20 protein-coding genes are annotated in these 18,311 nt (G+C 59.9%); 17 read left to right on the top strand and 3 right to left on the bottom strand.

Annotated features, from left to right (window positions below; all coding sequences use genetic code 11):
* The first annotated feature begins 212 nt into the window (after window positions 1-212).
* Window positions 213-1,070, top strand: coding sequence for an NYN domain-containing protein (locus BUC40_RS17465; RefSeq protein WP_073267455.1), 858 nt, complete (start codon window positions 213-215; stop codon window positions 1,068-1,070).
* A gap of 39 nt (window positions 1,071-1,109) precedes the next feature.
* On the opposite strand, the gene BUC40_RS17460 is transcribed toward BUC40_RS17465, so the two are convergent.
* Window positions 1,110-1,361, bottom strand: a complete 252-nt coding sequence (locus tag BUC40_RS17460; RefSeq protein ID WP_139272205.1) for a hypothetical protein — start codon at window positions 1,359-1,361, stop codon at window positions 1,110-1,112.
* A gap of 372 nt (window positions 1,362-1,733) precedes the next feature.
* On the opposite strand from BUC40_RS17460, the gene BUC40_RS17455 reads away from it, so the two are divergent.
* From BUC40_RS17455 to BUC40_RS17380, 16 genes are all read left to right on the top strand, one after another.
* Window positions 1,734-2,522, top strand: a complete 789-nt coding sequence (locus tag BUC40_RS17455) for a BRO-N domain-containing protein (RefSeq protein ID WP_244160667.1) — start codon at window positions 1,734-1,736, stop codon at window positions 2,520-2,522.
* An 833-nt stretch (window positions 2,523-3,355) separates the two neighbouring features.
* Window positions 3,356-3,721, top strand: coding sequence for a hypothetical protein (locus BUC40_RS17445; RefSeq protein ID WP_073267451.1), 366 nt, complete (start codon window positions 3,356-3,358; stop codon window positions 3,719-3,721).
* A 26-nt stretch (window positions 3,722-3,747) separates the two neighbouring features.
* Window positions 3,748-3,897 carry a hypothetical protein gene (locus tag BUC40_RS22935; protein WP_167369172.1) on the top strand — a complete coding sequence of 50 codons (150 nt, stop codon included), beginning with the start codon at window positions 3,748-3,750 and terminating at the stop codon, window positions 3,895-3,897.
* Entirely contained in the window at window positions 3,897-6,050 is a 2,154-nt protein-coding gene (locus BUC40_RS17440; RefSeq protein WP_073267450.1) for a tape measure protein, read from the top strand. Before BUC40_RS22935 ends, BUC40_RS17440 begins: the two co-directional genes overlap by 1 nt.
* 44 nt (window positions 6,051-6,094) lie before the next feature.
* Window positions 6,095-6,598, top strand: a complete 504-nt coding sequence (locus BUC40_RS17435) for a hypothetical protein (RefSeq protein WP_073267449.1) — start codon at window positions 6,095-6,097, stop codon at window positions 6,596-6,598.
* A gap of 2 nt (window positions 6,599-6,600) precedes the next feature.
* A complete protein-coding gene (locus tag BUC40_RS17430; protein WP_073267448.1) occupies window positions 6,601-8,337 on the top strand; it encodes a hypothetical protein in 1,737 nt (578 codons plus the stop codon).
* 104 nt (window positions 8,338-8,441) lie between these two features.
* Window positions 8,442-8,810, top strand: coding sequence for a hypothetical protein (locus BUC40_RS17425; RefSeq protein ID WP_073267447.1), 369 nt, complete (start codon window positions 8,442-8,444; stop codon window positions 8,808-8,810).
* On the top strand, window positions 8,797-10,320 hold the full coding sequence (locus tag BUC40_RS17420; protein ID WP_073267446.1) for a hypothetical protein: 1,524 nt from the start codon (window positions 8,797-8,799) through the stop codon (window positions 10,318-10,320). The genes BUC40_RS17425 and BUC40_RS17420 overlap by 14 nt, the downstream gene beginning before the upstream one ends.
* Before the next feature lie 3 nt (window positions 10,321-10,323).
* Window positions 10,324-11,184, top strand: coding sequence for a hypothetical protein (locus BUC40_RS17415; RefSeq protein ID WP_073267445.1), 861 nt, complete (start codon window positions 10,324-10,326; stop codon window positions 11,182-11,184).
* A gap of 27 nt (window positions 11,185-11,211) precedes the next feature.
* Window positions 11,212-11,796, top strand: coding sequence for a hypothetical protein (locus BUC40_RS17410; protein ID WP_073267444.1), 585 nt, complete (start codon window positions 11,212-11,214; stop codon window positions 11,794-11,796).
* A complete protein-coding gene (locus BUC40_RS17405) occupies window positions 11,789-12,277 on the top strand; it encodes a hypothetical protein (protein WP_208605786.1) in 489 nt (162 codons plus the stop codon). Before BUC40_RS17410 ends, BUC40_RS17405 begins: the two co-directional genes overlap by 8 nt.
* Before the next feature lie 4 nt (window positions 12,278-12,281).
* Window positions 12,282-12,803: a hypothetical protein gene (locus BUC40_RS17400; RefSeq protein WP_073267442.1), complete on the top strand. Its 522-nt coding sequence runs from the start codon at window positions 12,282-12,284 to the stop codon at window positions 12,801-12,803.
* Window positions 12,803-13,987, top strand: a complete 1,185-nt coding sequence (locus BUC40_RS17395; RefSeq protein ID WP_073267441.1) for a hypothetical protein — start codon at window positions 12,803-12,805, stop codon at window positions 13,985-13,987. Before BUC40_RS17400 ends, BUC40_RS17395 begins: the two co-directional genes overlap by 1 nt.
* Before the next feature lie 59 nt (window positions 13,988-14,046).
* The gene (locus tag BUC40_RS17390; protein WP_073267440.1) at window positions 14,047-14,586 is read left to right on the top strand and encodes a glycoside hydrolase family 24 protein; all 540 of its coding nucleotides are present in this window, start codon (window positions 14,047-14,049) and stop codon (window positions 14,584-14,586) included.
* A complete protein-coding gene (locus BUC40_RS22930; protein ID WP_167369171.1) occupies window positions 14,583-15,161 on the top strand; it encodes a lysis protein in 579 nt (192 codons plus the stop codon). Before BUC40_RS17390 ends, BUC40_RS22930 begins: the two co-directional genes overlap by 4 nt.
* 874 nt (window positions 15,162-16,035) lie before the next feature.
* Window positions 16,036-17,202, top strand: a complete 1,167-nt coding sequence (locus BUC40_RS17380) for a GGDEF domain-containing protein (RefSeq protein ID WP_073267439.1) — start codon at window positions 16,036-16,038, stop codon at window positions 17,200-17,202.
* 384 nt (window positions 17,203-17,586) lie between these two features.
* Here BUC40_RS17380 and BUC40_RS22780 read toward each other — a convergent pair whose 3' ends face one another.
* Both BUC40_RS22780 and BUC40_RS17370 read right to left on the bottom strand, forming a co-directional pair.
* The gene (locus BUC40_RS22780; RefSeq protein WP_139272204.1) at window positions 17,587-18,006 is read right to left on the bottom strand and encodes a hypothetical protein; all 420 of its coding nucleotides are present in this window, start codon (window positions 18,004-18,006) and stop codon (window positions 17,587-17,589) included.
* Window positions 17,999-18,311, bottom strand: a 313-nt coding sequence (locus BUC40_RS17370; RefSeq protein ID WP_139272203.1) for an IS3 family transposase, incomplete at its 5' end; no start/stop codon positions are given. The genes BUC40_RS22780 and BUC40_RS17370, both read right to left, overlap by 8 nt.

Below are 18,311 nucleotides of genomic sequence, written 5' to 3'. Positions count from 1 at the left end.
ACAGCCTATGACGCCAGTCTAGGATGCCGGCCAGATATAATGTGCGCTACATCTTGTGCCGATAAACCCGCACAGATACCCCATGTTGACTTCCATATGCCTTGGCGCCTACTATGTGCGCGTCAAAGCAGCGGCCACTACTTTTTTATCGGTCGTTGTGAGACATACAAAGGGTCCCTGAGGGGGCCCTTAATACTTTCTGGAGCATGCATATGGGACGAGTAGGGATTTTCGTCGACGCTGGTTACCTGTTCGCGCAGGGGTCAGTGACCATCTCAGGGGATGAGGTCAAGCGACATTTCCTGTCGCTTAACGAGCAGGCAGTCATCGCTCAGCTGATCGCTTCGGCGAATGAGCTCACGGGCGGTGCACCGCTTCTGCGAATCTACTGGTACGACGCGATCAGCCTCAAGGGCCCTAACCTCGAGCAGAAGCGGTTAGCCAGCAGCAATAATCTGAAATTCCGTGCTGGCACACTCAATGGAAGTGGTCAGCAGAAAGGCGTCGACTCCATGATCGTCATCGACATGATCGAGCTGGCCAGGAATCACGCTATTTCTGATGCGGTCCTGCTATCTGGTGATGAGGATGTACGTGTTGGCGTGCAATTCGCTCAGAACTACGGCGTGCGGGTTCATCTGATCGGTATCGGTGTCGATGCGGAGTCGCAGAACCAGTCAGAGAGCTTATGGCAAGAAGCAGATATGCACTTGCGCTGGACAGCTGATGTTGTCAGCGGCTTTCTTTCGATACGCCAAGCACCGGTCAAGCCCGCCCAAGTTGCCGAGGAACCGGCAGTGGTCGGCCAGGCCGCTGCGGCCAATGGTACTGCTGCGAACGACGAGCAGGCAGTGAGCATCATCTCTAGGGTGGCCTCGGAATTTGTGCAAGCTCTGGTCCATAACGACCTCGTTTTGCTTAAACAGCACCTGGCGAGTAAAACGATGATTCCTCCAGAGTTTGATGCCAAGCTGCTTGGAAAGAGCAGGGAAGCGATTCATCGTCAGCTAACGCCCGCTGAGCGAAAGATGGCGAGAAAAAGCTTCATTGAGCAGGTGAAGAGCCGATGACAAAAGCCCCGCAGATGCGGGGCTTTTGTTAGGGCTTGGTCAGTCCCCTTTAGGAGCTTCATTCCCGTTCAATCCGGCCAGGAACCATCGCAACGCGATAGTGTTTTGATCCTGCTCGTTTAGCGGATTTGTCCCGCCAGGAAAGAGCGCTATGAGCTTTTCAGTCTCGCCAATCAGGCCTTGCGTGCTGATAGCCGCATCCGCTTTGAAGGTTTTGCCGATCAACATCAGGGCTGTAAGGACGCCGAATTTGAAGGGATCCTTGATCGCATCTTCATCAGTGTGAGTCATCTCTTGCTCCAGGTCTGGGTCGAGCCTGAAGCGTAGTTCAGCGAACTGGGCCTGCAACGACGATGCCTTGACCAGTTACAGATCCAGGTGCATAGTTCACCCGCCTCTGCAAATTCAGAGGTCGGGTTTGGTCGCCCGGAAAGTCAGGCGCACGACGCCAACATGGCGTTTTTTTGTGCCCGCTTTATGGCGGGCCGTGCGTGGGAGGGCTTCGGCCCTGCCGGGATCCCTGACCCCGGTCGACCAACCTGCGTACGGTTCGCCTCCCTCTTGCTTGGTCGCAACGGTGGCGAACCCTAACCAGTCGGGTGACCTCCTATGCAAACTGCTCAAGTAATTCCGTTCCGTTTCGAAACTCGTGAAGTCCGCACCATGCTGATCAACGATCAACCGTGGTTTGTTGCTGCCGATGTAGCTGCATCGCTTGATTACGGCGTTCCGTCCGCAATGACGCGTCATCTCGACGATGATGAAAAGGGTGTGTCAACTGTGCACACCCTTGGCGGAGCCCAGGAAATGCTGGTTATCAACGAGTCTGGCCTGTATTCGGCGATCCTCCGCAGCCGCAAGGCCGAGGCGAAGCGATTCAAGAAGTGGGTGACTGCCGAGGTGCTGCCCGCGATCCGCAAGCACGGCCGGTACCACGATGAGCAAGGCAAGATGGCCACCCTGATCGGTGAGACGATCGGCACCGACGGCTTTCACATGCTGGGCGCGCTCATCAAGGGCAAGGTAGCCAGCATGCCGGCGGCAAAGCAGCGCAAAGCAACCGCCAAGATATGGTCGCAGACCCACGCCGCCTTCGGCGTGCGCAGCGCCGCCGATATCCCGGCCAGCCAGTTGGACAGCGCGCGCAACTTCATTGCAGCCTACGCGCTTGAAGGCGACTGGTTACCCAAGGATGCTCGCCCCAAAATTCTCTCCAGGGAGCAACGGGTACTGGGCTACCTGGATCTCAATGGCGTTGAGCGCTGGGAGGACATTGCTGCAGGAGCCTACATCCTGACACGCAGGGAGTTCATCGACTCGATGCTTGTTCACTGCGACATGCCAGTCACAACGGATGAGATGTTCGAATTTGCGCAGCTCGCGCTGGCCAATCTGAACAGCCGCAGCAACTGCATGGCGGCTCAACTGAAAGCCATCCGCAAGCGGGACTGATTTCAGTCATAGTCGAGAACCCAGCCACACGCTTGGGTTTCGGCGTTGGCGCTGCAGTGGTAGATTCCGCCCATTGAATGGGAGGGAAGCCAGTGACTTGTCCGAAGTGTGGATACGAGCCAACGATGGCGGAAATGCAGCGCAGTCCGAACGATTGCGTTTCGTGCGGCATCAATTACGAGGGGTACACGCGGAAGACAGCTGCACAAGGTCCCGCTTCGCTGGGCATTGAGGCAGCAGCTAAGAGCGCTGAGTTTTCGCGCCGGTATCCAGGGGCCGCTCCGGTGGTGATCATCGACGTGAACATGAGGTTCTGGTCGATGGTCGCATTCATGGTGAAGTGGGCTATCGCATCAATCCCTGCGCTTCTCATCATCATGGTTCTGCTGGTGGGTGTCCCTTTGTTCCTGTTCGGATTCGTAGATTCCTACAGCGGCTACAAGGATAGGAGCGAAAGGCGCGCTGAGATATCTTCAGCGCACTCCAAGCTTGATCCTCCTCAGAAGATCTTCACACCATCCGAAAGTGGCTTGGACTATTGGCTCAGTTACCTGAGCGCGAATGGCGATCTACGAACTGCTATCGTTACAAGCCTCAGCTCGTCTGGAACACGGTTTGGAGAGATAACCATCGACTGCCTGTCAGGCACAGGTAGCGAGCTCAAGCTGAGCGATAGAATAGACTCGACCCTTCGCAGCGATTCGTTGCCCAAAACGGTAATCCATGAAGGTACGGACCGCTTTTATATAGCTTTCAGGGCTTGTCGAGACGCACCAAGAAAGCATGTAACTTTCCAATAAACCCGCTTCGGCGGGTTTTTTTATGGGTGAAATATGGCAAACCTCAAACAACTTTTTGCCGACGCCGAGCCAGTCGAACTGCGCGGGCGCCAGGTGATGGTGCGGTCGGTGGCACTCCGGAATTTCGACCTCTACGGGCGTTCCGCTTCTGCGCTTGTCGAGGTGCTGGCCAGCGCCTCGGTGCAGAAGATCAACCACTACGCTGCCACGCACACCGGTGAGCTGAAGAAGATGCTGCGCGTGACCACCAACCTCAGCTGGTTCGCGCTGTGGCGCCTATCGGCCAGCGATGCCGTACGCCTTGCTGCAGAAGTGGTGCGGGTGAACTCCGGTTTTTTCGCCGAAGCCCTTCCGGATCTGGCAAGGGCGCTGAATGGAGCACCGTTGTCCAGCGACTGATCAGTGCTGGGCATTCTCTGCATGAGGTGCGTGAGTACACGCTGGCCCAAGTCGAGGCGTACCTCGACGCCATCACGGCAAGCGAGAAAGAGCAGCGGCGTTTTCGCCTGATCAGCCTGCGCGCCGCGAAGGCCAAGCCTGACACGTTCAAGCGATTACTGAAGGAGTTCGACTGATGGCAGGCAAGGTAACAACCCAGCTGGTCATCGAGGGCAAGAACAACTCGAAGGCGGCGTTCGACCAGGTGAATCGCCAGCTCGATGACATGAGCAGCAAGCTGGCAACTGCTGGCCGCGCCCTAGTTGCGGCATTCTCCGTTTCCGCGCTGACCGGCGCTATCCGCGCAGTTGGCGAAGCGGCTGACAACTACAACCTGATGAATGCGCGGCTGAAACTGGCCACCGGCAGTCAGGAAGAGTTCAACACGGCCCAGACTGAGCTTCGGCGTATTGCCGTTTCAACCCAGACGCCTCTGAGCTCGCTGGCAACCCTTTACGGCCGCATCAGCCGACCACTCCGCGAGGCGGGCCGCTCCCAGTCTGACATCCTGAAGGTCACTGAGGCGGTCGCTACATCGTTCAGGGTGTCAGGCGCTTCTGCTCAGGAAGCTGAGAACGGTGTCATCCAGTTTGCCCAGGCGCTGGGTGCCGGTGCATTGCGAGGTGACGAATTCAACTCGGTGGCCGAGCAGGCGCCGCGCCTAATGCAGGCGTTGGCTGATAGCCTCAATGTGCCGATTGGCTCCTTGAAGGAGATGGCGGCGCAAGGGTTGCTCACCGCAGATGTCGTAACTACCGCTCTTGTAGAGCAGTTGGCAACGCTCCGTGCCGAGGCTGAAACGCTTCCCGAAACGGTAGGCGGTGCGATGACAGCTCTGACGGACAGCATCAACGAGGCCATCGGGCGAGCAGATGTCCAGCCGCTTATCGATGGCATCAACGAAGTCAACCGCGTTGTACAAGACCCATCCACCACACAAGGTCTTGCTGAGGTGAGTGGTGCGATCACGAGGATTGGTGCTGGGGCATTGGGCTCTCTGGCTGATTTGGGTATAGCCGGCAAACAGCTGGCGCTTTGGGCGGCACAGGCCGCAGGAGCAGCTACTGAGATCGACAAGCTGAATGCTGAAATAACTGAACTTGAAAAGATCCGCTCCCGAAGCGGCTTGTACGATAAGTTCGCGTCGATGTTCATCGATTCCGAAGACCTCGATACCAAGATCATGGAATTGAAGAAGTTCAGGCAGAGCTTGCTGGAGGAGCAGTCAGGCCTGAACGCCGAGATGCAGTTCCTAGCAGATGTTGGAGCAGCGACGGCCGAGGCAGTAAGGCAGCGGGACATTTCGTCCCGCGTTCAATATATAGCGCAGGTCAAAAGCATACAGGCTGACTACATCAAGGCCGCTGACACAGCGTCCAAGGAGCTGGTCGCCGCTGAGCGCCGAGCGACTACAGAGCTTGGCCGCGTCCGTGAGGAACGGCTCGGCATCGAAAAGCGCTACAGCACCGTGTTGGCTACGCTTGGCCGAGGCCAGGGCGGAAGCTTCGGTGATGCGCAGGACCTGAAGGCAGCAGCCAACCGTGCGCTTCGTGCCGGGGACATCGAAACGGCGAAGGCTAACGCCCAAGCAGCTTTGCAGATCCTGCAGCAGCTGGCCAGCGCTGGCGAAAGCACTTACGGCTTCGAAGGCTTCATCAAGGAGCTGCGTGGTGTTGAGCTGGCCGCAAACGACATCGAGAACACCCGGGCCGAGGACAAGGTCAAGGCGATCCAGCAGAGCATGCGCGACTTGAAGGCTGAGGCCGACAAGCTCAAGGACATGCCCGTCTCTGTGAAATCGGACGACGCCAGCCTTGAGGCAATCCGAGGGCAGATTCAGGCTCTGGTTGAGCAGCTCAACAAGACCGAAATCGTCCTCCCGGTGCGCCTTGCAACTCCTCAAGGCACTGACGCGAATGGCTGGTACACCTTGCAAGATCCTGGTCCAGTGCCGGGGTTCGCCAAAGGCACCCAGGCTGCACCGCCCGGATATGCCTGGGTCGGCGAGAACGGCCCCGAGCTGGTGAACTTCCGTGGTGGTGAGCAGGTACTGACTGCCGCAGCGTCCCGCAACCTTGCCTCGACTATGGCCGGCATCAGCCTTGGGCTTGGTGGTACGGCTGCGCTAACCGAGGCGGCTATGTCCGCCCCAGCCACGCCGAGCTTCCCCAACCTGGGGCGGATGGTGCTGGAAGGAGGTGGCCAGCAAGTGCCGATCTACGTGGCACCGGAGCAGGGCCCGAACCTGCAGCGCTTGGCCGCCAAGTTCGGACGAACCAAGCGTCCTTGATCAGCCCGCCACCTGGCGGGCTTTCTGTTTCTGGAGCAGTACCCATGGCACACCTCCACATCATGCTCGGCGGTGTGCCGATCGTGACGCATGCCGGCGCGCCCGAGCAGAGCGAAGCGCCCATCGGGGGCAGCAGCCTGCTGCGCATGAGCGATGGCAGCGCGGTGAAGCAGCAGCACTGGCAGCGTGCCTCCGGCAGCGTGAGCGGCAACGGCATGATGCCGCCAGGGCTCGATGGCCTGGACTATTCGCTGCCGCTGGAGCTGCGCCTGACCGAGGTGTCGAACATGGTCGGCGAAGGCCCGGCGTTCGTGCTGCCCAGTACACCGCGCCCCGATAAAGCGCCGTGGGCGTTCTACCAACTGGATGACCAGCTCTGGTACCGCTGCGCCTGCAGCTTCGAAGAAGGCGTGGTCACCGTGCCGCCAGTCGCTGGCGCTATTCGATACCAGGTGGCGTGGCTGCCGGTGTACTCGGTGTTCACCGACAAGCCGAGCAAAACGCAGAACACCAGCCACGGCTGGTCATTTTCCTGGGAAGAGGCCTAGCCATGATCAACGGAGCCCCGCTCAATAGCGGCCCGCTGAACACGCTCCGGGTCGGGGTTGCGCCGCAGCCTGGGCCGGAGTATCGGGTGCATGGCACCTCTTACGTGTGGCGGGTGCGGTTGCTGGTGGGTGGCGTGGACATGACGGCCATTCTCACCGGCCAGCTGGACGTCGACCGGGAGGAGGGCGCCGCTGCGGTGGCGGGCTTTAGCCTTTACCTGGCGGCCGGGCAGCCGGTGTTGCCGCACGCGTGGATTGGCCAGGCCGTAACGCTCGATTACATCAGCCGCGACCGCTACGGCGCAGTGACCGAAGCGCGCCTGTACACCGGCCTGCTCGAGCTGCCGACCTGGGACGCCACCAGTCGCGTGCTGAGCTGCGAGTGCAGCGACCAGCTGCAGCAGCGCATCGAGGGCCTGACCCTGGAGCAGATCGACACGCTGTGTGGCGGCTACTGGTCGGCGGACGTGTTCGAGCCGGTCGATGGCCGCAGCCACTGGGACTACGCCGGCGAACGCATGAGCACCCGCGCCGCCAGCCTGGACGCCGACACCTACGGCAACCTGCGCACCACCAGCTGGTACGCCGCCGGCACCCCGCACTTCGTATTCGGCCCCGGCCAAACGCTGGACGGCAGCGTGCAGCTCGAACTGCAGGCCCACGGCGGCACCACCAACTATGTCGAGATCACGCTCGACTATCGGTACAGCCGGCTGTGGCAGGCGAACCAGTCCTTTGGCTGGACGCACCCGGAGACAGACGGCGCCACGGGGATCCCGGGCTTCTGTAACTGGCGTACCTACTCGACCGAGTTGCCTACCACCGAGATGATCGAGAGTGCTATCACGGGCAGCGGCCTGGCACTGATCGGGCGTGTGGGTGGCACGCAGTTGCCAATGAGCATGGCGAACCCCTGCGGTAATGGAATCCCATGGATCAATAGCTTCCCCGGACTATGGTTGATAGCCACAGCAACGGGCGCGCGTCGCTGGGTGCAGACCGTTACCGAGAAATACAGCCTGGTGCTGCACACGCCGCTGGGCGAAAGCGAGGCCACCCGGGTGATCAGCCGCGACTCGGCCAGCTTCGAAATCGAGAACAGCCGCACCGACGACTGGGAAGGCGAGCCGCCAAACGGGCAGGGCCGACAGGAAGACCTAGCCGACAACGCCCGCCGTGTCGCGGCGCTGGAGTGCCTGCTGCACCGCGGCAGCACCACGCTGGTGAGCGCCCACCGCGGCACCACCCTGAGCTTCCAGGTGCCTACGGACATGGCGCTGAATATCGACCTGGTGCACACGCTGCAGGTAGCCGACAAGGCGACCTCGACCGGCAAGTGCCGGCGTATTCAGCATGTGCTGGATCTGGGCTCGGGCACAGCCATCACCACGCTCGACCTAGCGGTGATGCAGGGTGGTGGTGTGAGCGATCCGCTGACAATTCCGGCAGCGCCGGATACGTCGTTGCCCAACCCGTCGGGCGGTGGCGGGTTGCTTGGTACTCAGCTCGGAGGCCGCCTGAATAACCCGGTGACTGGTTTGCCGATTCCGCCTTACGACGAAAACCGGCTGGGCTTCAGCGGCAACTGGTCAGTAGCCGATGACACCAGCGCTGAGCAGTTCCCGCGCCGCTTCGACGTTGAGGCGCGCGAGATTCCCGAGCAGTACCGCGACGAGCGTACCGCCACAGCCTCGGCGACTTATCGCGTGGGTATTCCGAATGATCCGTTGGAGCTTTGAGCATGTCACCAGGTGAGCGAGAGCGCAGAGCCATACAGCCACGCAACACCGCCGAGCGCCGCGCTGCTGACAATGGCGCCGCGCGGCGAGCAAGCGGGCAGTCAATGCAGGACAGTCGCCGCGCCGGCGGCCAGGCGATGATTGATCGGCGCGCCGGGAAGTCCGACGTTGATGACATCAACGCCCTGGTGAACCCGCCACGCCAGCAGCGCGCCCTCAAAACGGTCGAGCCCCGTGGCGGCCTACCTGCCCAGCGAGGCTCGGGTGCCTACGTAGCGCCGCCGGCCAACACTGGCGGCGGCATCGCCAGCCCGCTGACAGAGACAGCCAATACGCGCACGTTTCACGAAAGCGTGATTCGCACTTCAATGGATGGCGCGGTGTTCTTTGAGGTGAGAGCCGCCAAAACGGTGACCATGACCGACGCCAACGGCGCCGAGGTGATCATGGAGTACGCCAATGTCACTGCCTGACCTGCCGGCAAATGAAAGCCTGGTGCGCTTCGGCATGCCTTGGCATGGGCTTTTCATTCAGCCTATTGAGGGCGCGCCTTACATCGAGCTTGCTAGTGGTCGGCGAATCTACTCGCAGGGTTTGCGGACAGACAGGGTGATGACGCCCAGCACCTTCTTGCTTGATGTCGGCATGCCGGCGCCGGACTTGCAGTCGGAGGATGAAGATGCGGTGTTCTGGAACAAGGCCATCCTCAGCCGCCACGGATTCACGCCAACTGATTTCTCGGCATGGTGCATGACTTCTAGCAATCTGAGGGTGGTGAGAACTGCGGAAGGATTGCGCTATTTGCGGATCGAATCGTTTTTACCACCCATTGGTTCTATCCCGGCTCGCGTGACGGCGTTTCTGTACCGAAACCCGGCAAACGGGACTGACTATGACCAAGTGATCAACACTGGTGTGGCTGACCCTAGCAAAACGTTGAGCGGTGATCACCGAACCATTGAGGTGATGGATGTCACGCCGAACGGTCGCAAATGGCTAATCTCGCTCTCACGAAACATAAGCCTGAACAACTACCCCTACCGCTATTTCATAAAAGGCCAGGGCGATGATTACGGCCTGGGCGCGATCGTCGAAATAGAGTTCTCCGCGGACTTCAAGTCGGCCAGCTCCACAGTAGTTGCAGACTTCAACGACTGTATAGCCGGCAGGGACTACACATTCACCGACGGCGTCGACTTCACACCTGGCTCCATGTCTGTTGGCGACCCGCCACGGAGCATCGAGTTCGTGACGGGCACGTCTGTCGCCACTTCTAGCAAGATTTACGTGGTGGGCGGGTGGTACTCGCCAGCGGGCGAGCTGCAACTGTTGCGCCTGAAAATGACGAGAACTATCTCGCTGTCTATCAGCGCCCCAACGTCCCGCTCGGACATGGAGCAATACTGGTCAGGCCGTCAACACCGAAGTGAGGCGCAGGCGGAGTATAAGGTTGGCGCCGGCGCCTTCGCAGCTGTGATGACCGTTGCTGCCGTCGAGCAGCGCACGCCGATGAACACAACCAACACGATCAGCATGTTGGGTAAAGCGTTCACGAACCAGCGCCCGAATGCACCAGTCGAGTCTAGTGACCCAATCTTCGGTGAAATCTCAACAGGGACCACCGGCGTCAAACACGAGAACCCTGCAGTTGCTGGTGCCGAGGGTTACGCGGGCGCGGGTTGGGAAGCCAGCGTCAGCTACCAGTGTGACTGGCAGGAGTCCAACAAGGTCATCAGCTGCATAGCGCGATACATCGGCGAGTCCGAATTCGAATACCTGACAAGCCGGGCAGCTACGCCAGTAGGCGTGTCAGGCAACGATGCGTCCACAGGAAACATCGTGCCAGGCCACGACCGCTACGCCAGCAACTTCGACGTCAGTAAATGGGACAACGTGGCGACCTTTGCCACCGGCTCCTACAACCCTGTTACCCATCAAATCGAGCGGCAGCGTTTCGGCGGCGCCGCATTCACCTGGGTGTAGCACATGAATTTCGTGAACAACTGGTTCCAGGTCGTGGCCCTGCCGCTCGGCGCTACCACGCTCGCCCTTGACCTCGAGGATGGCGACTACCAATTCACCCTTACAGACGACGCCGCCGCGGCGACTCGCTGGGAGATCGTCACCGCCGAGGTGCTGAGTGGCAACGCCACGCTGGTGCGCGGGCAGGAGGGAACAGTCGCGCAGAGCTGGCCAGCCGGCAGTGTGATCTATAACTCCGTAACAGCCGGTACGCTGAACACAATCGATTCGCGCCTCGCTGCGCTGGAGTCTGGTGGCACAGGGGCCATTGTTGGGGATGCTCTTCCGGGCGCGCAGGATATCCCCACGGCCGTCGGCGCTCTGTATGCAGTGCCGGGAACCGGTGTATGGGTTTCGATGGGTACTGAGCACGGCAGCGACTGGGCGCGCCTCGTTGGCAGTTACTACCAAAACGCATATCAGTACCCGGCAGGCACGCCGGGTACGTCCTTCACCGCTGAATACGATCAGCGCAATTTCGGGGTGTCGGTTTCTGATGCGTACATCGGCGCCTACCCGGCAACCCTGGTAATGCCGTGGGTCGGTATGCCCTACGGCCTGGAAATCCATATCACCCCAGCGCTGGCAGACTCCATAGCGCTGAGCATGGATTTCACTGCAATGGGCGAACAGGCCTATGTGCAGATAGAAAACAGTGGTGTCGATGGCGTGGAGTTATCAGTGAGCGGCGGGATCGTTACCGTAACCGTTGCCGAGGCTTGCACGCTGAAGCTGGTCAGCCATTGGCGAGAGGGCAATGAGTTTGGCGTCGATTTTCAGCTAGTACCCATCACTCCTTCCACGATCATTTCTTACCCCGAATAACCCATTCAGCTATCGGAGTAGCCAGCCATGCAGCCGGCCTGCCTTTCCCTGCGCGTGATTCCTGGCGCCACCCTGCGTAAACCCTTGCTGCTGTTACAGCCAACGTACACCTACAAGCCGATTGAGGCGTTCGAGCAATCCGCGCCCTTGCGCTTCAGCGTGCCAGCGCATGGCCTACCAGGTGATTGGCCAACCTGGATCGAAGGCAGCACCGGCTGGAGCGGCCTCAACAAAGACAAAGTTCGCGAGGCGTTCCGCGTAGCGAGGGTGATTGACGAGAACACGCTCGAGTACAACGAACTCAACGGCCTCGACCAGAGCGCGCGCGGCGGCCAGCTCGTGTATCAGCTGCCGGTCGACCTCACCGGCATCCGCGCCCGCTTGGTAATCGTGCCAGAGCAAGGGCCACCAATGGAGCTGACTACCGAGAATAATGGCCTGCTGATCGCGGGACTCGGGCAGCTGGTTCTGGTGCTAACTGATGGGCAAACGGCTGCCATTACTTGGAGCAAAGCCGAATACACCCTTGATATCACCTGGAGCAATGGCGACGTTAGCCGCTGGCTGCACGGCCCCGTTGAGCTAGGCAATGGAGGCTGCTGCCGTGGATAAAGCCCCAGTCGTGCTGGTGGATGCACAGCCGTTCGTGTTGGTGGTCGGGCGAGAGCAGGTGGTTGCCGTCGTGACTGCTGCTGGCAGTCAGGGGCCGCCAGGCCGGCAGGGCGCCCCTGGCCCAGCTGGTGGCTCGGCCGTGCAGCGAATCGCCGGGGAGCAGCTTAGCGCCCTGCGCGTGGTGTACGAGTGGGCCGGCGTGGTGCGCTACCTCGACCTGCAGGACGCCGAGCATATCGACCAAGTGGCCGGCGTCACGCTCACGGCAGTCGAGATGGGCGAGCTCGTCAACCTGCAGCTCGCCGGCCCGCTCGATGACGCCGCCTGGAGTTGGCAGCCCGGCCCGGTGTGGCTCGGCCAGGCCGGCACCCTCACACAGACACCGCCGCTGGATGGACACCTGCTGTTCATCGGCAACGCCGTTTCACCCACCCGCATCATCATCAATATCGACCAGCCCATCGCGCTGGCAGAGGAGTAACACCATGGCTGCACAACGTTATCTCGCGCTCGTCGCCGGCAAACTCAAGCAGATGGTTGGCATCCAGACCAGCCAAGGCGCCGAAGACGCCGGCAAGCTCATTGCTGCCGACGATACCGGCAAGCTCGATCCCAGCTTCTTGCCTGCCGGCATCGGTGCCAACCAGGTAGTGGCCACCGCCAGCGAGGCATTGAGCCCTGGCGACTTCGTGAACCTCTACTCCAACGCTGGCGCACTCGGCATGCGCAAGGCAGACAACAGCAACGGCCGCGAGGCCTGGGGCTTCGTCGAAGCCGCTGTTACCAATGGCGCGCCCGGCACCGCCAAGCGACTGAACGTGACCAATGCTGCCCGCGCCGGCATGGTGGCGGGCGGCGAGTACTGGCTGGGCACTGCCGGTGGCGTTATCACCGCGCCGCTGGATGCTGCGGACGCAGCCAACGCCAACAAGGTCAGCCAGTACCTGGGCCGCGCTAAGTCGGAGACCGAGCTGGTTACTGTCGAATACTCGCCGGTGATTCTGTAATGACAGCTCATCGACCGCTGGTCATCGTTGGTGGGCAGGTTGCGCAACTACCACATGGCGATACGCTCGACGTGCCTTCGGCAGGCGCCGAAGACCGCATCGCGGCTATCTACAGCGGTCAAATGGGCGGATCTTCGATAGAGAAGAGCAGCCTGGGTGTGGCGTTCCACGCCGACGCGCAGGCGCTCCTCCCAGCGCTCACTACAACAGTGGCGGCCGCGCCTCGCGACCCGGTGTTTGTACCGACGAACTGGGCAACGTGGGGTTTGGCCGAAGGTTCTCCGATCTCTGCTAGTGGAACCGCTGCTGGCGCGCAGCTGGTTGCTGGAGTCGGCGGCAGCGTCCAGCTCACCACAGGGTCAACGGCGGCTGGCTCTGTGATCGCGCGCTTCTTTCAAGATGCATTGTTGACAGTGCCATTCGATAAAGTCACCGCAGTGCGCATGACTGCCGACTTTTCTATACAGGCACTCAGCGTAGCTGCGCAACGCTTCAGAACCTTAGTAGGTGCGTATCTCGGTGACGCTCTCTCCCTAGAGGTAACCTGTCTGGATACCGTTAACAGCGGGGCTTTTACGCTTGCTTGGCAGGTTAAAAAATCAGCTACGGAGACTGATTCTGGTTCGATATCTACCGGGCTGTTGCCCACTGCTGGCGTCAATTACACAGTGGATATCGAGGCCAGTTTCACGACAACTGGCGGCAGCTTCATTGCTCGCATACGCAACCAGAGCACAGGGGTGGAGACGACCACCACCCAGGCTATCCCCCCGCTGGTGTATGGGATTGGTGCGCCGGCTTTATGGCAGGTAAGCATCGCCAAGTCTGTTGGCACTACCGCCCGCACACTACGCCTTAACAGAGCACGCGGCTACGTCCTCCATGCCGCACTGCCGTCGAGCGTGGTGGCTCCGAGCGCCCCACAGAACTTGCGCACGCTTGGAGGTGGCACCGCCAACCAGATCAACGCAGCGTGGGATAGCGGTGGAGGCGGGGCTTTAGAAGTGTATGAGGTATGGCACCGCGCTGGGACGACGGGTGCGTTTGCCCTCAGAGGGACCACGAGCCGCCATAGCTTGCTGTTTGATATCAGTACGTCTGTTGCAAACCATTTTGTATATGTGGTCGCTCGCAACAGCGCCGGCTCAGCACAGTCCGCCACGATGCAGGTCACCGTGGCCTGATTCCCGCAACTCCATCCAAGCCCGCCATGAGCGGGCTTTTTCATGCCCGGAGAAAACCCATGGCTCGAATCTCTGCTGCCCTGGCGGGCGGCCCGAACGTGCTCGCCTTTCTGGATATGCTCGCCTGGAGCGAAGGCACGTCCACCATCAAAGCCAGCGATGACGGATACGACGTGTTGGTCGGCGGCAAGCTGTTCAGCGACTACAGCAAGCACCCGCGCGTGCTGGTACCGCTGCCCAAGCTGGGCATCAAGTCCACCGCAGCCGGGCGCTACCAATTCCTGGCGCGCACCTGGGATGCCATCGTGCGCGAGTACGGCTTTCGCGGGCGCTTCATCCCCGAAGCTCAAGACCTGGCCGCCGTGAAGCTACTGACCGAGTGCGGCGCACTACCGCACATCCAAGCCGGCCGCATCCAGGCCGCCGTCGCCGCCGCCGCGCCGATCTGGGCCAGCCTGCCAGGCGCGGGCTATGGCCAGCGCGAACACAAGCTGGCCAACCTGCTTGAAATCTACGCCGAAGACCGCGCCGCCGAGCCGTGCGACGAAGGCGAACTGCTGGCTATGTTCTGCGCCTGCGGTGGGGAGATGGCAGCGTGAGCTGGCTGAAGCTGATACCCGGCAAGGCAATCGCCGTGGTGGCCACCGTGGCGCTGCTGATGGTGCTGTCCGCCGGCGCAGCGTGGCGCTGGCAAGCCAACAGCTACGGCGCCCAGCTCGCCGCCCAGGCCCGCGAGTACGAACGACAGCTTGCCGATCGCGACAGGCTGCATGCCGACACCCTGGCGGAGATCGGGCGTGTTGCTGCTGGCCAGCTGCAGCGTGAGCAGGAAAAACGCCTGGGGCTCGAGCTCGAGCTGCAGGCCTCATCCGAAACCGAATACAGGAAGCTGACCGATGCTGAAAAAGCTGCTGCCCGCCTGCGTGATCGCCTTGCTACTGCTGAGCTCCGGCTGTCAGTCCTCATCGCCAGCCCAGCCGCCAGTAGTGGCGGTGCCAACGAAGTGCCTGCCACCCCCGGCGCCGGATGCCTGGTGGATGGAACCAGCCGAGCCGACATTGACCCAGGAGCTGCTCAGCGAATTGTCAGCATCGCCAACCGAGGCGACCGAGCGATCATCGCCCTGACGGCATGCCAGGCGTATGTGGAAAAGATATCTAAAGGGGGAGGGTGAACGTGCCCAGGACGGGCGAGAGGAGAGGTCGATGTAATTGTTTGCGAGCTGATCGAAAGAGGCCCGGCATCTCAGTTATTAACTGGGGTGCCGGGCCTTTTTTTGTGCCCGCTATTTGGGGCATATTTTGGGGCAACCTTTGACTTCGGTGGTGGTTGCGGTGGGCTACAGCCCGCATAAAACCACACAAAGGCCACCGTAAAACCCCATTTAGAACTGCATGGTGATATTAGCGGTGGAGATCAAAATACTTACCAATCAAAAGGTTAGGAGTGTTCTGTCGAAGGCGGCCAGCATGGGCAGATCAGCCTCTGTGCCACTGGCCAGGTGATTCGCTGCAACCGGCGCAGATCAGCGGCCAGCGAATGCCGCCATTATCTGGACATGAGATTGCAGAGGAGGCCGGCTTCGTACCGAGCGCGATCTTGCATGCCGAGGGTCGCTGCGGCGCAAAAAGGGCGTAATGGTAACACTTGGCAGCGCAATCTACAGCAGGCGCTCGATTGACGGGCATGGCGTAAATCGCTGGCCGCTGCTTTTGCAGCCGGTGGGCAATGTATCTCTAGCGGCGCAGGCGTTGGCGATACATTGCCCAACGGTTACTGACGTGCACCGCTAGGTGCGTACCTCCAGTCCTTGCACGCTGACGATCAAGCCAATGCAGAACTGCTGAGTTGCAGCTTCCGTGCTACGTGGGCCCGTACTTTGGCTTCTGCAAATGGATGGTGGATTAGCTTTAAAAGGCGGATTTGACTACGATTCGCAATATTAAATGGCCATGCTGAATACGCCGGAAGCGCCTAGTGACTCCAGGGATCGCGCTTTTGCCAGTCTCCGTATCCGGCTCCTATCGCTATTCCACCCTCGTGAATCCATGACCACCACCGTAATCCTCGGCATGCTCTGCGTGCACCTGCTGTGTTTCAGCGTGATGTTCCTGCTGATCAGCACCCGGCTGAATGGCAAGAAAATGGGGATGGAGGTCTTCGCACTCGGCAATCTTATGCTGGGGCTCGCGTATATCCTGCAACTGATCGACGGCCCGCCTGACTGGAGTTGGATGAGTGTCGTCAATCACATCCTTACGCTCAGCGCTCCGGTTGCCTATCTGCTGGGCGCGCTGCGCTTTTTTGACCGGCCAACGCCCGTCGTACGCCCACTGCTCGCACTGGCGGCGATATACGCGGTCGTGCAACTGCTGGTGCAAGCGCTGCTCGGCGACGAAGCGCGCCACGCGTTGCTGGCAGGCGCCTGCGTGCTGCTGTTTCTGGGCATGATCATCGCGTTGCTGGTGGGTAGCCGAACCTTCGCCAAGGATCTGTGCGTTGAAATGCTGGTGTTCGCCGTGCTGATCAGTGGCATCTGCGTGTTGAATGCCGCCAAGTTCATGATGATTCTCGTCGGCGGAATAGCTGCGCTGGACATGCACAGCGGCTTCCAGAAAGTCTTCTACATATACATGTCGTTCCTGGCGACCGTGCTGCCGCCCTGTGCGGTGTGGCTGGTGTTGCGCCGCCTGACCGAGGAACTGCGCACCCTCGCGGCCCACGACCCGCTCACCCAATTGCTGAACCGGCGCGGGTTGATCGATGCACTGGAAGTGCATTTCAGCTCCCGCATCGTCGCGCCGGCCTATGTGTTGATCGTGGATATCGACCACTTCAAACGCATCAATGACACCCACGGCCACAAAGTCGGCGACCTCGTGCTCTGCCACGTCGCTGATGCCCTCAAAGCCACCGCACGTCAAGGCGACCTGATCTGCCGGTTAGGCGGGGAGGAGTTCGTTGTTATCGCTCTGGATGCGGAGAAAGCCGGCGTTTTGCAGCTGGCAGAACGCATGCGTAAGGCGATAGAGCGCGTTGAAGTGCCAGGCAGCAACCGCAACCAATCGATCCGCTGCACAGCGACCATCGGCGTCTCCGCTCATTTCACCACCGCGCAGGCGTTCGATGACTTCCTGCAACAGGCGGATGCTGCGCTGTATCGGGGGAAGGAGGCGGGGCGTAATCGGGTGGAGTGGGCGCTGCAGGAGGGTTAGCGAGTAGGACGACCAGCTGCTAACTGGTGCGGATCTGCTGGGCGGTCTGGTGGCACGAGTGGCGCTTCAGTGGTAATTGGCAGAGCGCAAAACCCGCCTGAGGGCGGGGAGGGATCAGGTAAGTGTTTTCTTGTGGTTGTGGTGAATAGCGAAACTGTCGGAATAGGCGAGTCCTGCAGCGGAACAAGGCCAATAACAATGATGATCTTCGTGATCGATTGAACGCTTGGCCCCCGCTGCGCGAACTACAGAATGGCCAGGGCCAAGCGCCCCTCACAGGCCGGATATACGAATGCAACCGCGCTGACGACAGGTGCAAAAGCAAGGCTTTGCTCACTACTTATGGGGGAGAGTCCATATAAGATGTTAGCCTTGGTGGAGTTTCTATTTTTGCTTTTCTATTTTTGCAAAAACCTGCCCTCCATCAGAAACCTTCTGACCGAAGAAGCGATGGATGGAAAAGTCAGCGTTCAGGATCGCACATGCTCTGACAAATGCGACCCTTGGCTCTTTAGGTTTTTCATGGGCCACGCACTTTAGATACATACACTTATCTTTAATATTTCCTGAATTGAAGCTGAGCTTGGTTTTGTCTCTGGCCATTATATTGTGAGCAAATTCGTTTCTAATTTCTCTTATTGTATGTAGATCTTTTGCAATATCTCGACTGCACATTCCCAGGAGGCATGCCAAGTCAATTTTCGCTGAAAAACTAGAGAGTGGGCTGCTTTTGCCAAGCAATCGTTTTTTAGAGTCTTTGTCGTCGATAAGAAATGACTGAATCGCCCCGGCTTTCCTAGACACTTTCCAAGCTCTGGAAATAGCGCTTTTCAAAATCCACTGGCGATAGCTGCATAGCGCTGCTGTGCCGGCGTTTAGGGTTATAAAACATCTCGATGTAATCGAACACATCAGCGCGTGCTTCTTCACGGGTGCCGTAGGTTTTCCGTCTGATGCGTTCTCGCTTCAGCAATTGGAAAAAGCTTTCTGCCACGGCGTTGTCGTGACAGTTACCGCGTCGGCTCATGCTGCTAATCAGGTTGTTGGCCTTGAGGAAACTTTGCCAGTCCAGGCTACTGAACTGACTGCCCTGGTCTGAGTGGATCATC

This window comes from Phytopseudomonas punonensis, assembly GCF_900142655.1.
GTDB lineage: Bacteria > Pseudomonadota > Gammaproteobacteria > Pseudomonadales > Pseudomonadaceae > Aquipseudomonas > Aquipseudomonas punonensis.
Note: the sequence above shows the minus strand (reverse complement) of the source record. Positions and strands in the feature narration are given on the sequence as shown.